This is a genomic window from Blautia pseudococcoides (assembly GCF_001689125.2).
Lineage (GTDB): Bacteria > Bacillota > Clostridia > Lachnospirales > Lachnospiraceae > Blautia > Blautia pseudococcoides.
In genome coordinates this window covers 2,878,776-2,893,657 of record NZ_CP015405.2, presented here as the reverse complement: position 1 = coordinate 2,893,657, position 14,882 = coordinate 2,878,776, and the positions used below count along the sequence as shown (strand labels likewise).

Sequence of the window (14,882 nt, the reverse complement as noted above, 5' to 3'; positions counted from 1 at the left end):
ATCGAGGAGGAATGTGATTGAGGCAGATGTAATTGCGGCAGGATGGGATTAAGAGGCAATGTGATTTGGTTATATAAGAGGGGGAAATGGAAAAAATGTGGGAAAGGGTATTGACATTTGGAACTGTAACTAATATAATTTCAGTATGAACTGTAACAGAGAAGATAACAATATGGAGGTTTATTATGAGAAAACGGAGACAGTATTGGATGGCAATGGCAGTGACGGCTGTAGTGGCGGCTGGGGTGCTGGCTGGTTGTGGGGATAAAGAAGATGAGGGGGGTAAGGTTGAGACACAGACAGAAGAGAGCGCGAAAAGCCAGAAGGAGGAGAGCGTAGCCTCCGGCAGTGCTGCAGGGGAGAGTGCAGAGACGAAAGAAATGCAGGAGGGGAAGGATGACAGTCAGGGAGAGGGACAGAAGGCGGACGTAGAGAGCGGCAGCCAGGATGAGGACGCTGGGTATGCGGTGGAGAAGAATGATGTTTTTGGGGAGTTTCAGACTAAGACACTGGATGGGGAGGATGTGGACCAGGAATTGTTTGGCAAGTCGGTTCTGACCATGGTGAATATCTGGGGGACTTTCTGCGGGCCTTGTATCAGGGAAATGCCGGATCTTGGGGAACTGAGCCGGGAATATGCGGATAAAGGATTTCAAATGGTAGGGATCATCAGTGATGTGAGTCAGCCGGAGGATGAGACGGCGCTTGAGATCGTGGAGTCAACAAAAGCCGATTATACACATCTTGTGATACCGAAGGATGCGAATATGCAGTATAGGATTTTGAAAAATGCGCAGGTTGTACCCACAACGATTTTCCTGGATAAGAATGGTAACCAGATTGGTGATACTTATCCGGGAGCAAAGAGTAAGAAGCAGTGGACAGCTATTATAGATGAGATGCTTGGGAAGGTGTTAAATGAGTAGGAAGAAAGCGGCTGTGATCAGAAGTCTGCTTCTTGTCACGGCGGGGGCCTTTATTCTGTTTGGGGTGAGCCGGGGGGAAGCGGATACAGTGCTTACAAAAGCGATCAATATATGTCTGGAGTGTATAGGAATTGGTTAATATCTGGCAGAAGATCCAAAACAGGCTGCGGCTTCTTGTGCAGGTGGGATTTACGGCACTGACCAACGGCTATGTTTTGGGATTTATCAAAGGAAGAATTTATAAAGGACCCACCAAGGCGCTGTGTGTGCCGGGGCTGAATTGCTACTCCTGTCCGGGAGCACTTGGGGCCTGTCCTATTGGCTCCCTGCAGGCAGTGCTGGGGAGCCGGAATTATGGGTTTTCCTTTTATATTATCGGATTTCTGATTTTCATCGGTTCCCTGATCGGAAGATTTGTGTGCGGCTGGCTTTGCCCGTTTGGGCTGATTCAGGATTTGTTTTATAAGATACCGTTTCTTAAAAAGAGAAAGAATCTGCCGGGGCACAGGTGGCTTATATGGGTGAAATATGTGATATTAGTGGTATTTGTAATACTGCTGCCTATGTTTTATGTGGATATTATCGGGCAGGGAAGTCCCTGGTTCTGCCAGTTTATCTGTCCCAGCGGGACACTGACCGCAGGTATTCCCCTGGTGCTTTTAAATAAGGATCTGCAGGGGGCGATCGGATTTCTGTTTGCCTGGAAGGTGGCGGTCCTGGTGGTGATCGTGCTCCTTTCCCTTATGGTATACAGGCCGTTTTGTAAGTATCTGTGTCCTCTGGGCGCGGTTTACGGCCTGTTTAATCCTATTGCTTTGTACAGATATCAGGTGGATGAATCTAAGTGCAACCGGTGCGGGAGCTGTCAGAGGGCCTGTAAGATGGATATCCGTGTGTGGGAGAACCCCAACAGCAGGGAGTGTATCCGCTGCGGTGACTGCATCAGGAGTTGTAAACGTGGTGCTATATGCACAAGCATGAAAAAGAACAGGAGTGAGGGTGAGAAAAATGACAAGTGAATTTGCAATTGCGGTACATGCGCTGGTTTATCTGAACCATAAACAGGAGACACTGGCAAGTGAGGAGCTGGCAAAGAATGTCTGTACCAATCCGGCGCGCATCCGTAAGGTTATGGCAAAGCTGAAAAAGAAGAATCTTATCGCCACCAAAGAGGGACAGAATGGTGGGTACCATACTTCAATGGAAGCTGGGGATGTGGATCTTGCCATGATTTATGACGCATTGGAGACAGAGGCCGTGTGCGCGTCCTGGAAGTCCGGAAATCCGGATATGGAATGTATGGTAGCTTCCGGGATGGCTGACATTATGAATGATATTTATGGTGAGCTGAATGAAGTGTGCAGGGAAAAACTCAGTAAAATAACTATCGAGGATATAGATAAAAGGATTTTCCACAGAGAGGAAATGTAAAGAGATATGAAAAAATATGATGCGGTAATTATCGGATTTGGCAAAGGCGGCAAAACACTGGCAGGCAAGCTGGCAGGACAGGGCAAAAAGGTGGCAATGATCGAGAAGGACGCGGGCATGTACGGCGGAACCTGTATCAATGTGGGGTGTATCCCGTCAAAATCCCTGATCAGAAGCTCCGGGCTGGCCTTCAATAAGAAAGAGGCATCCCCGGAAGAGAGGACTGCGGATTATGAGGCGGCCATTGATGAAAAGAGAAGGCTTACCTCCATGCTCCGGGAAAAGAATTTCAGGAAGCTGGATGACCTGGAGAATGTGGATGTATATAACGGAACTGCATCGTTTGTCTCCAACACAGTTGTGGAGGTGAAGATGGCTGAAGAAACCTTTGAAATTAAGGGGGAGAAAATCTTTATCAACGCAGGAGGAATCCCTGTGATCCCGCCGATCAAAGGTCTGGAAGGAAATCCCTTTGTACATACCAGCGCAGAACTTATGGATTTAAGAGACTATCCAAAGCGCCTTGTGATCGTGGGAGGCGGTTATATTGGCCTGGAGTTTGCTTCCATGTATTCAGGATTCGGAACAAAAGTGACGGTTCTGCAGGATGGGGAAATGCTGATCCCAAGAGAAGACAGAGATATGGCGGGGGCTATTCAGGGTGTGCTGGAAAACCGGGGTGTGACCTTTAAGCTGGGAGCCGGGATCCATGAGATCGCCCAGGCAGACGGCTATGCCCTGGTGAAGCTGGCGTTCAAAGGGCAGGAGGAGATCCTGGAGGCAGATGCTGTGCTGATCGCAACCGGAAGAAAACCCAACACGGAAGGCCTACACGCTGAGCGGGCAGGGGTAGAGCTTAACAGCAGAGGGGCAGTGGTTGTGGATGACAATCTGAAGACAACGGCTGATAATATCTGGGCCATGGGAGATGTGCACGGCGGGCTGCAGTTTACTTATACTTCCCTGGATGATTTCAGAATCATCTGGTCCCAGATGAACGGCGGCAGCTATGCACTCTCCAGGAGAAAGGCGGTTCCTTACAGTGTGTTTATCTCTCCCTCCTATTCCCGTGTGGGAATGAATGAGACAGAGGCCAGGAAGGCAGAGATACCGGTGAAAATCGCAGCACTTCCCGCAGCGGCGATCCCCAAAGCACAGGTTTTGAAGAATCCCCAGGGCATGTTAAAGGCAGTGATCCATGAGGAAACAGGGCAGATACTGGGAGCTATGCTTCTCTGTGAGGAGTCCTACGAAATGATCAACACCATAAAACTGGCAATGGACTTAGGAGCTCCTTATCAGGTACTGCGTGACCAAATTTATACCCATCCAACCATGAGCGAGGCGTTCAACGACCTGTTTGCAACAGTTCAGATAAGCTGAACTGTTGCGCATCCAGCCAAAAAAATCGCTTCGCGATGGGATGGATGCCTGCTGACACTACCTATTCACACAGTCAGCGCAGTAAATGCGCAGACCTGTCTTTAATGTTACACCTGTTCGCCATATGATGAAAAAAGAATTGCTATTTTTTCTGTTTCTGTTATAATAAATTCATTGCTTTACATTCATAAAGGGAAACAGGGGAAACAACATGAAAGACAAGAGAGATTTTGGATATAATATCGTCCTTATCGGATTTATGGGAGCAGGAAAATCCACAATTGCGCGTACACTGAGTGAAAGGTACGGACTTGAAGTAGCGGAGATGGACCAGCTTATCTCCGAAAGAGAGAAGATGAGCATACCGGAAATTTTTGAGACTCACGGTGAGGAATATTTCCGTAATCTGGAGACAGAACTTTTGATCGAGCTGCAGGACAGGAAAAATGTAGTCGTATCCTGCGGAGGCGGGGTACCCATGCGGGAGTGTAATGTGGCAGAGATGAAAAAGAACGGCAGAGTGGTACTGCTGTCCGCCTCTGCGGAGGTGATTCTGGAACGGGTAAAAGACAGTCATGACCGTCCCGTCATAGAAGGCAACAAGACAGTTGCGTACATCCGTTCGCTTATGGAAAAACGCAGAGAAAAATACATGGCAGCAGCGGATTTTATTGTCAATACGGACAAAAAAAGCGCGGAAGAAATCTGTAGGGAACTGGTGGAAAAATTGGAAGAAAGTAACAAAAATATGGAATAATGTTACGTGAAAAAACGGCATTTTGCAGTAAAAAAACCTGCAAAATGCCGTTTTTTTGCCTTCTTAAGGAGTCTTCAGAAAATGTTTTGTTGCCTTTTCGTTAAATTTATAGTATTATAAGTGGGAATTATCGTAACTAAGCAGCGGGTCTGCGCATTTACTGTGCTGACCGTAAAAATGCGTTTTACAGACAGGCACAAATTCCCTTGTCAAAGGCAGTTTAATGGATTTTTGTCTGTGATCGTGAAGGTACTGAACGGTTACGGATGATCGTGGTCAGCTGACTGAGTAAAGTGCAGATGGCTGCGAATTATGAAGAAGAGAAGGTGATAAACCTTGATAAAAGAGAACCAGAAGCATTTTAACCGTCTGCAGGTGGTGATTGATGCTTTTGTGATTGCGCTCTCTTATTTTCTGGCTTGGGTCATTAAGTTTTATGTACCTTTCCTGAACGACAATGTAGGAAGATTACCATTCCGGGTTTATATGTCAGCGCTGCTGTTCATTGTGCCCGGATATTTGATATTAAATTATGCATTTAACCTGTATACGCCTAAGCGTATACAGGGAAGAAGGCTGGAACTATCCAATATTATTAAGGCCAATACCATTGGGATGTTTCTGTTTGTGGGGGCATTATATCTGGTTAAGCAGATTGATTTTTCCCGTCATGTTATTGTCATTTTTTATGTGGTCAATATTTTTCTGGAGACCGTGTCCAGGAATCTTATAAGGCTGGGGCTGCGTCAGATGCGCTCCAGGGGATATAACCAGAAGCATGTTCTTTTGGTGGGCTACAGCCGTGCCGCTGAGGAATATATCGACCGTATTCTTGCAAATCCCCAGTGGGGATATAAGGTGAGAGGAATTCTGGATGACCATATTGAGGCGGGAACAGAGTATAAGGGTATCAAGGTACTGGGAAGAATCGCCAATCTGATGGTGATCCTGCCGCAGAACCACCTGGATGAGATCGCCATCACTTTGGGACTGAATGAGTATTACCGTCTGGAGCAGATTGTCGCGCTCTGTGAAAAATCAGGAGTGCACACGAAATTTATACCGGATTATAACCGCATTATCCCTACAAAACCCTATACAGAGGACATTCTGGGGCTGCCGGTTATCAATATCCGATATGTGCCCCTATCCAATACCTTCAATGCCCTGATAAAGCGCATTATGGATTTGGGAGGCGCGCTGGCCGCAATTGTATTATTTTCACCGGTTATGCTTTTCTCGGTGATCATGATAAAAATCACATCTCCCGGGCCGCTTATTTATAAGCAGGAGAGGGTGGGTCTGCACAACCGGAATTTTATGATGTACAAATTCCGCTCCATGGATGTGCAGCCGCCGGAAGAGGAGAAAAAAGCCTGGACCGTTAAGGATGACCCGAGAGTCACCAATTTCGGAAAATTTATGAGAAAAACAAGTATCGACGAACTGCCTCAGCTTTTCAATGTACTGCGTGGAGAGATGAGTCTGGTTGGTCCCAGACCGGAGCGTCCGTTTTTTGTGGAAAAGTTCCGGGAAGAGATACCCAGATATATGATCAAGCATCAGGTACGCCCAGGACTTACAGGATGGGCGCAGGTGAATGGATACAGGGGAAACACCTCCATCCGTAAACGAATTGAGTATGACCTGTACTACATTGAAAACTGGACCATTGGACTTGACATTAAGATACTGTTTCTCACAGTTTTTAAGGGCTTTGTAAACAAAAACGCTTATTAGTAAATAAGGGGAAGTGAAATGGCAAAAAAGAACAAAAGCGTCAGAAGACGCAGAAAAAGAAGAGTGCTTTTTGGTATTGAACTGTTTGTACTGCTGATCTTGGTGGGCGGACTCTTCATATACGCTAAGGTTAACGAAAAGATGAATAAGCTGAATCTTGACAACAACAACTCGGAAGAAGCAAGCCAGGTTGAGGTCAACGAGGACGTGATCGGAAGCAAAACGCTGAAGGGATTTACCAATATTGCTTTGTTCGGTGTGGATAATAGAGAAGAAAATGTAAAATCAGGACAGAGTGATACGACCATTATTGCCAGTATCAACAATGATACAAAAGAAGTGAAGCTGGTTTCTCTTTACAGGGATACCTATGTGAATATTGGCAATGACGTTTATACCAGATGTAATGCCGCATATAATACCGGCGGTCCGACCCAGGCAATGTCTATGATAAATACAAACCTGGATTTGAATATCACTAATTACGTGGCCGTGAATTTTAAGGCATTGGCGACTGCGATTGACTGTCTGGGCGGTCTCGATGTGGATATGACCTATGTTGAAATTGTAAATATGAATGACTACTGTGTAGAGACTGCAAAAGTGACAGGTATGGATTATGAGCCTATTGAGCTTCCGGAATATCCTGGTGATGATAAACAGGAATCTGAGATTATAGGAAATTATCATCTGAATGGTGTGCAGGCGACAGCATATTGCCGTATTCGTTACACCAGCGGCTGGGATATGAAACGAACCGAGCGTCAGAGATATATTATTTCTCTGATTGTGGAAAAAGCGAAAAAAGCTAGTCTATCCACATTGAATGATATTATGGATGAGGTATTTCCAATGATCGCCACAGACTTCAGCAAGAGCGATCTGATAAAACTTGGCATGGGCATCCTGTCTTACAAGCTGGGAGAAACCAGCGGATTTCCCACCAGTAACATGATGGGAGAAGAAGTGAAGCGCAGTCCTGTAGGTGAAGATTATGTGATACCTACAACTTTGGAGACAAACGTTAAAGCACTGCATCAGTTCCTTTTTGGAGAAGAAAGCTATGAACCTTCTGAGATAGTAAAACAGAGAAGTGACTATATTGCAGGCTTTTCTGGATTTGGAAATTCTTATGTTTCAGATGAACAGAAAACATTTATATCAGAACGGGCCTCCACTTATGATGGGTCTGCGCTCAAGCAGTCAAGCAGCAGTGGTTCTGTCAGCTCCGGTGATACGGATGACAGCGGTTCCAGTGGCTATAGCGACTATGGTGATTCTTCTGATTACAGCGACAGCGGCTCTTCCGGCTACAGCGGCGGCGGCTCTTCCGACTACAGTGACAACGGTTCTTCCGATTACAGCGGCAACGGTTCTTCCGATTACAGTGACAGCGGATCCTCTGATTACAACAGCGGAGATGATTACGATGATTCCGGCGATAATTATGACAATGGTTATGATGACAGCCAGGATAACGGATACAGCGGCGGCGGTTCAGGAGATTCCGGTGACAATGGAAGCGGCGAGTATGAAGATTATGAATAAGATATAAGAAAAGCGGCAGGGGATGTTGTGTGTATAACACGGCATCCCCTGTGCCATATCAAGGAGGGATTCGATGGATTCTTATACAGTGACAGTGATCATACCGGTATACAAACCGGATGAAAAGTTCAGGAAGCTGATGAAAGGGCTGAAGAGGCAGACCTACCCCATAAAAGAAATCCTGATCATGAATACAGAAGAAGAATTCTGGAAAGATGCCTGGATACAGGAGATGGAAAATGTCCGGGTGGAACATTTAAAAAAAGAAGAATTTGACCACGGCGGAACAAGAGCCAGGGCGGCGGCTGTGAGCACAGGCAATATACTGGTCTTTTTTACACAGGATGCGGTGCCTGCGGATGAACGTGTGGTGGAAGCACTGGTAAAAGCTTTCCATGATCCGAAGGTGGGGGCAGCTTACGGCAGACAGCTTGCAGACAAAGACTGCCGGATCATTGAAAAGTACACACGTTCCTTCAACTATCCGGCAAAGAGCAGCGTCAAGAGCAAAGACGACCTGCCGGATCTGGGAATCAAAACCTTTTTCTGCTCCAACGTCTGTGCAGCATACAGAAGGAGTATTTATGAAAAAATGGGAGGGTTTATCACACATACCATTTTTAATGAGGATATGATTTTTGCGGGCAGATTGATTTTGGAAGGTTACTGTGTGGCATATGAGGCGGAGGCCAAGGTCATTCACTCCCACAATTATGGGTGTATGCAGCAGTTTAGACGAAACTTTGATCTGGCTGTATCCCAGACGGATCATCCGGAAGTTTTTGCAGGTATCCGTTCTGAAAGTGAGGGCATCCGCCTGGTAAAAAAGACAGCAGGGTATCTGTTCAAAATACACAGACCCTGGCTGATGGCGGAGCTGGTGGTGAAGAGCGGCTTTAAATTTCTGGGTTACCGCATGGGAAAATCCTACCGCCGTCTTCCAAAATCCGTTATAAATTTTTGTACTATGAACGCTTCTTACTGGACATCAACACAATAATCTGCTAAAATAGGCCATGTTTCATGGATAGAAAGACAAACACACCGGATGATAAGACAAAGATAGGAAGACGGATCCGGTTACATGGAGGAAATGATTATGTGTGGAATAGTTGGTTATATCGGAGAAGAACAGGCAGCCCCCATTTTGCTGGAAGGCTTGGAGAAACTGGAATACAGAGGATACGATTCCGCGGGGATCGCTGTCTATAATGGAACCGCCATTGAGATGATGAAGTCCATGGGAAGGCTGAAAATCCTGGATGAGCTTACCCACGGCGGAGCAACTCTGCCGGGGACCGTGGGGATCGGGCATACCAGATGGGCAACGCACGGTTCACCTTCCGACGCCAATGCCCATCCCCATTTTAATAAAGAGCAGACCATTGTTGTAGTACATAATGGGATCATCGAGAACTATATGAAACTGAAGAAAAAATTGGAGGCAAAAGGTTACGAATTTGTGTCTGAGACAGATACAGAGGTGATAGCCCATCTTCTGGATTATTATTACAAGGGAGATCCGCTGGAGACCATCACCAAGATCATGCACCGTATGGAAGGCTCTTACGCACTTGGCATTATGTTCAAAGACCAGCCCGATAAACTTTACGCAGTAAGAAAAGACAGTCCTCTCATTGTGGGGAGAAGCAATGTGGGAAACCTGATCGCTTCCGATGTGCCGGCAGTGCTGAAATACACAAGAGATGTGTATTTTATTGAGAATGAAGAGATTGTCTGCATGACAAAAGACAACATCACCTTCTACAATATCGACGAGGAGGAACTGGAGAAAGAGCCTGCTGCCATTGAATGGGACATTGACGCGGCAGAAAAAGGCGGCTATGAGTTTTTCATGCTCAAAGAGATGTATGAACAGCCCCAGGCAGTAGGCGATACCCTGAATCCCCGGATCAAGGACGGCAATGTAGTGATTGAAGAACTGGGCATGTCTGATGACGAGATCCGCAGCATCCGCAAGATATACATGATCGCCTGCGGTTCTGCTTACCATACCTGTGTATCCGCAAAATATGTGTTTGAAGGTCTGGCGAGAATTCCGGTTGAGGTAGACCTGGCAAGTGAATTCCGTTACCGCCACCCCATTTATGAACCGGATACCCTGGCGATCATCGTGAGCCAGTCAGGGGAAACCGCGGATTCCTTAGCCGCTCTGCGTGAGGCTAAAGAACACGGGATCAAGGTGCTGGGAATTGTCAATGTGGTGGGAAGCTCCATTGCCAGGGAAGCAGACAATGTAATGTACACTTGGGCCGGACCTGAGATCGCGGTTGCCACCACCAAGGCATACAGCACCCAGCTCATCGCCCATTATCTGCTGGCGCTGAAATTCGCCAAAGCCAGAGGAGAGATTGATGATACACAGATGGCGGAGATGGTGGAGGATTTGAAGAAGCTTCCCGGACAGATTGAGATGCTGCTGGAGAACAAGAAAAGAATCCAGAAATTTGCCAACCGTTACCTGGCTACAGAGCATGTGTTTTTCATTGGAAGGGGACTGGACTATGCCATTTCTCTGGAAGGGTCGCTGAAATTAAAGGAGATCTCCTATATCCATTCAGAGGCATACGCTGCTGGCGAATTAAAACACGGTACCATCTCCCTGATCGAGGAGGATACCCTTGTGACCGCAGTTGCCACCCAGGAAGAACTGTACAAGAAAACACTCAGCAATATACAGGAAGTTAAGACAAGAGGCGCATTTGTGCTGGCAGTGACCAATGAGGGCAATACCGAAATTGAAAAAACTGCGGACTATGTGATCTATCTGCCAAAGACAAATAAATACTTTACCAATTCTCTGGCAGTGGTACCGCTTCAGCTTTTTGCATATTATGTGTCTCTCGGAAAAGGCCTTGATGTGGATAAGCCCAGAAACCTGGCCAAATCTGTGACTGTAGAATAGAATTTCATTTTTTCTTTGCTGTTTTATCACAATTTGAACACAAATGGCTGGTAAACTATGTTCAGAAAGATAAGAAATAAGAGAATTAAAGTAACGATCCCGCAGGGATTTTTTTCGTAACTGTGAAGAGATGGAAGCGTTACAATTTAGAGATAGATAGCAGTGAAGGGAGAATGTATCATGAGTGAAGAATTCAAAGAAGGCATGAATGAGAACCGTAGTGTGGAGGAAGACAATACTTCCGGTATGGATACAACAGGCGGTGTAAACTTTACTATAAAAGATGCGGCAGATGTGAGACCGTCAGAACCGGAGCAGGCAGCACCGGAACAGGAAACTTTGGAACATACAGCGCCGGATTCTGCAGCAGTATCCGGAATGGAATCCCCAGTACCGGGCAGGAAGCCGGGGACACCGGCCTATGAGACCGGGGCAGCAATGTCAGAGGCAGCCGCAGCCAAAGAACCGGATCATACGAATACAGACAGCGCCGGAGAAAAAGCAGAAGAGCCTGCCGCAGCTCCCACACCGGAGAATCCTGTTTATGCCCGTTCCTACAAGGGTGAACCGAAAAAGGAAGAATGGTATGAGAAGGAGAGAAAGAAAAATTATGATTCCTACAAATTTTCATCCCCCATTCCTCCGGAAAATAATAAAAAAGAGAGGCCCAGGAGATCACAGGGTGGAATCGGAAAGAAACTGGGGACAGCAGCAGCCTACGCAGCAGTTTTCGGCCTGGTTGCCGGTGTGGTCTTTCAGGCAACCAATTATATGGGTGACAAAATAAATCCAAAAGAAAATATAAAAATAGAAAATACCCAGACAACAGGGGATAACTCCACAAAAGGAAACAACGCAATCAGCACCGGCAATACGGATTCCTCCGGGGCCACCGTTGCCCAGGTGGCTAAAAATGCCATGCCTTCTATTGTGTCTATTGTAGGAGTGAGTGTTCAGGAACTGCCTGATATCTATAAGTATTTCTATGGTGAGCAGGCACAGGAAGCAAAGAGCAGCGGTTCCGGTATCATTGTCAGCCAGAATGATACAGAACTTCTCATAGCCACCAACAATCATGTGGTGAGCGGCGCGGATTCCCTCACGGTGTTCTTTACCAACCAGGACGGCAGCGCGGTTACAAGTTCCCAGGTGGAGAAAACCAGCAGCGAACAGGGAGAGGGAACAGAGGATTCAGAAAACCCTGGCAGTGCGGTTGCAGCCCAGGTGAAGGGTACAGATGCGGACAATGACCTGGCGGTCATCTCTGTAAAGCTGTCGGATATCCCTCAGGATATTCTGGAGGAGATCAAAGTGGCAGCCATCGGTGACTCCGATGCTCTGGCCATGGGCGAGCAGGTGGTGGCGATCGGCAATGCACTTGGATACGGACAGTCCGTGACCAGCGGTTATGTGAGTGCCCTGAACCGTCATGTGAACTCTGAGAATGCCAACAGCACATTTATCCAGACAGACGCAGCCATCAACCCGGGCAACAGCGGCGGTGCGCTTCTGAATATGAACGGGGAACTGGTAGGCATTAACTCCGCCAAGATCGCATCCAATGAAGTGGAGGGAGTAGGATTCGCGATTCCTATTTCCAAGGCAGAACCGATCCTGGATGAACTGATGAGCAAGGAAACCAGATATAAAGTGGATGATGAGGACAAAGCATCTTATCTTGGAATTACATGTACCGATGTAACATCTGAGGCCGTTCAGGTATACGGCATGCCGGTAGGTGTCTTTGTATACAGCCTGGAGGAGGACGGTCCTGCAGCACAGGCAGGTATCCAGAAGGGCGATGTGATCCTGAAAATTGACGGAACAAGTCTGAACACCAGAGATGAACTGATCGAGAGACTGCAGTATTATGAAGCAGGGGAGAGTGTGGAGTTTGTCATCTCCCGTGCCCAGAACGGAGAGTACAAAGAGCAGACCATTACCGTGACCCTGGGTGCAAAAAAAGATGCCAAGACAACTGACAAAGCAGCTGACAAAGAAGAGAAACAATCCCGTTAAGGGTTAAAACAGCAGATAAAAGGTGTCTGCCTGTACCTATAAGGGTACAGGCGGATGCCTTTTTCTGCGCAGTTCAGAGCCTGGAGGTAGTTTAAAAGCCCGGCTTTACAGGCAGTTAATGAAAAGTTTACTTGTTACTCATATGAATTTGTGATAAGATACCCACAAACGATATAGAAAATAGTTATGATCAAATTTTATATAGAAAAGACAGGGAGAACAGGAAATGGCAGACGATAAGGAGTATTTGGAGAAATCCGATAAAGAACAAACAGCAGCAGACAATACCTCCGGCGATGAGGAAGAGTTTGAGAAAATCTGTTTTATGTGCAGAAGGCCGGAGAACAAAGCGGGGAAGATGATAGACCTGCCAAACGATATCCATATCTGTGTGGAATGTATGCAGAAAAGCTTTGACACCATGAACAATGCGCCCATTGACTACAACGATCTGATGAAAAACATGCCGAACGTGAGCATGATCGATCTAAATTCACTGCAGAATCAGATCCCCAAGCGCCAGAGGGTGAAGAAGAAAAAAGAGGAGCCAAAGCAGGAAAATGTAGCGCCAAAGGCATTTGACATCAGAAGTATTCCTGCACCTCACAAAATAAAAGCAAGCCTGGATGAGTATGTGATCGGACAGGAACGGGCTAAAAAAGTTATGTCTGTAGCTGTATACAACCACTATAAAAGGGTGTTCGCTGACAGGGAAGATGATATTGAAATTGAAAAATCCAATATGCTGATGATCGGACCTACAGGAAGCGGCAAGACATACCTGGTTAAGACCTTGGCAAGACTTCTGGATGTGCCGCTTGCGATCACGGATGCCACTTCCCTGACGGAGGCCGGTTATATCGGTGATGATATTGAGAGTGTTGTCAGCAAACTTCTGGCAGCAGCCGGCAATGATGTGGAGCGTGCGGAGCACGGCATCATCTTTATTGATGAGATTGATAAAATTGCCAAGAAAAAGAATACCAACCAGAGAGATGTAAGCGGGGAAGCCGTGCAGCAGGGAATGCTGAAGCTCTTAGAAGGCAGTGAGGTGGAGGTTCCGGTGGGAGCCAACAGCAAGAATGCCATGGTGCCTCTCACCACTGTGGATACGAAGAACATTCTGTTTATCTGCGGCGGAGCCTTTCCGGATCTGGAGAATATTATTAAGGAGCGGCTGAATAAGCAGGCATCCATCGGTTTCTTTGCGGATTTGAAAGACAAATACGACCAAGATGCCAATATACTGGACAAAGTCATTGTGGATGACTTGAAGAAGTTCGGCATGATCCCTGAGTTCTTAGGACGTCTTCCCATTGTCTTCACCCTCAGCGGCCTGACAGAGGAGATGCTGGTGCAGATCCTCAAAGAGCCCAAGAACGCCATCTTAAAACAGTACCAGAAGCTGCTGGCACTGGATGAAGTGAAGCTGGAGTTTGATGACGGAGCCCTGGGCGCCATCGCCAGAATGGCATTGGAGAAACATACAGGTGCCAGAGCCCTGCGGGCTATCCTGGAGGAATACATGCTGGATATTATGTATGAAATTCCCAAGGATGAAAATATCGGGGAAGTTATTATCACAAAGGAATACATTGAACACACCGGCGGTCCCAGAATCCTTCTGCGCGGACAGGAGATTCCCAGGATAGGTATGAACTGATAAATAAAGAAGGACTGTGCATCAGAGGCTTGTTGGCCTGATGCAGCAGTCCTGAATAGGTTCTGCCGGGGACATAATAGGCGCGGCGTGTTTATTTTGCAGGAACAACCTCCAGCCAGTAGCCGTCCGGGTCTGCAATGAAGTAGATGCCCATATCATGATTTTCAAAACAGATACATCCCATTTTTTCGTGGAGTGCATGAGCTTTTTCAAAATCATCTGCCTGGAAAGCCAGATGGAACTCATTGTCACCCAGGCTGTACGATTCTTCTCTGTCCCGGAGCCATGTTAGTTCCAGCTCAAAGTCAGTAGTCTCATTTCCCACATACACAATGATAAAGGAACCGTCGTCGGCAGTGATGCGTCTTTTTTCCGTAAGACCCAGCGCTTCCTCGTAGAAAGCCAGAGAACGTGACAGGTCAGCTACATTGTAATTTTCATGTATCATTTGAAATTTCATAATAACAGTCTCCTTTTCGTAACTGTAAG

At 46.7% G+C, this 14,882-nt stretch carries 13 protein-coding genes; 12 read left to right on the top strand and 1 reads right to left on the bottom strand.

The window, feature by feature from the left end:
- Nucleotides 1-185 precede the first annotated feature (185 nt).
- The 12 genes from A4V09_RS13825 (at nucleotide 186) to clpX (ending at nucleotide 14,393) form a co-directional block, all read left to right on the top strand.
- Complete coding sequence (locus A4V09_RS13825) at nucleotides 186-926, top strand: TlpA family protein disulfide reductase (RefSeq protein ID WP_242963837.1); 741 nt, start codon at nucleotides 186-188, stop codon at nucleotides 924-926.
- A complete protein-coding gene (locus tag A4V09_RS24945) occupies nucleotides 919-1,065 on the top strand; it encodes a CD1871A family CXXC motif-containing protein (RefSeq protein WP_198168541.1) in 147 nt (48 codons plus the stop codon). Before A4V09_RS13825 ends, A4V09_RS24945 begins: the two co-directional genes overlap by 8 nt.
- Nucleotides 1,058-1,945 (top strand): 4Fe-4S binding protein, encoded by an 888-nt coding sequence (locus A4V09_RS13820; protein ID WP_084043593.1) that lies wholly within the window; start codon nucleotides 1,058-1,060, stop codon nucleotides 1,943-1,945. Before A4V09_RS24945 ends, A4V09_RS13820 begins: the two co-directional genes overlap by 8 nt.
- Nucleotides 1,935-2,357 (top strand): RrF2 family transcriptional regulator, encoded by a 423-nt coding sequence (locus tag A4V09_RS13815; protein WP_065542869.1) that lies wholly within the window; start codon nucleotides 1,935-1,937, stop codon nucleotides 2,355-2,357. Before A4V09_RS13820 ends, A4V09_RS13815 begins: the two co-directional genes overlap by 11 nt.
- Before the next feature lie 6 nt (nucleotides 2,358-2,363).
- Nucleotides 2,364-3,740 (top strand): FAD-dependent oxidoreductase, encoded by a 1,377-nt coding sequence (locus A4V09_RS13810; RefSeq protein ID WP_065542868.1) that lies wholly within the window; start codon nucleotides 2,364-2,366, stop codon nucleotides 3,738-3,740.
- 211 nt (nucleotides 3,741-3,951) lie between these two features.
- A complete protein-coding gene (locus A4V09_RS13805) occupies nucleotides 3,952-4,497 on the top strand; it encodes a shikimate kinase (RefSeq protein WP_065542867.1) in 546 nt (181 codons plus the stop codon).
- Nucleotides 4,498-4,833: 336 nt separating this feature from the next.
- A complete protein-coding gene (locus A4V09_RS13800) occupies nucleotides 4,834-6,237 on the top strand; it encodes an undecaprenyl-phosphate glucose phosphotransferase (RefSeq protein ID WP_065542866.1) in 1,404 nt (467 codons plus the stop codon).
- Between the two features lie 18 nt (nucleotides 6,238-6,255).
- Nucleotides 6,256-7,785, top strand: coding sequence for an LCP family protein (locus A4V09_RS13795; protein ID WP_065542865.1), 1,530 nt, complete (start codon nucleotides 6,256-6,258; stop codon nucleotides 7,783-7,785).
- A 73-nt stretch (nucleotides 7,786-7,858) separates the two neighbouring features.
- Entirely contained in the window at nucleotides 7,859-8,785 is a 927-nt protein-coding gene (locus A4V09_RS13790) for a glycosyltransferase family 2 protein (RefSeq protein WP_065542864.1), read from the top strand.
- Nucleotides 8,786-8,884: 99 nt separating this feature from the next.
- On the top strand, nucleotides 8,885-10,711 hold the full coding sequence (glmS, locus tag A4V09_RS13785; protein ID WP_065542863.1) for a glutamine--fructose-6-phosphate transaminase (isomerizing): 1,827 nt from the start codon (nucleotides 8,885-8,887) through the stop codon (nucleotides 10,709-10,711).
- 180 nt (nucleotides 10,712-10,891) lie between these two features.
- Nucleotides 10,892-12,730: a S1C family serine protease gene (locus A4V09_RS13780; protein ID WP_065542862.1), complete on the top strand. Its 1,839-nt coding sequence runs from the start codon at nucleotides 10,892-10,894 to the stop codon at nucleotides 12,728-12,730.
- 226 nt (nucleotides 12,731-12,956) lie between these two features.
- Nucleotides 12,957-14,393 (top strand): ATP-dependent Clp protease ATP-binding subunit ClpX, encoded by a 1,437-nt coding sequence (gene clpX / locus A4V09_RS13775; protein WP_065542861.1) that lies wholly within the window; start codon nucleotides 12,957-12,959, stop codon nucleotides 14,391-14,393.
- A gap of 91 nt (nucleotides 14,394-14,484) precedes the next feature.
- Here clpX and A4V09_RS13770 read toward each other — a convergent pair whose 3' ends face one another.
- On the bottom strand, nucleotides 14,485-14,853 hold the full coding sequence (locus tag A4V09_RS13770) for a VOC family protein (protein ID WP_065542860.1): 369 nt from the start codon (nucleotides 14,851-14,853) through the stop codon (nucleotides 14,485-14,487).
- Between the last annotated feature and the right edge of the window lie 29 nt (nucleotides 14,854-14,882).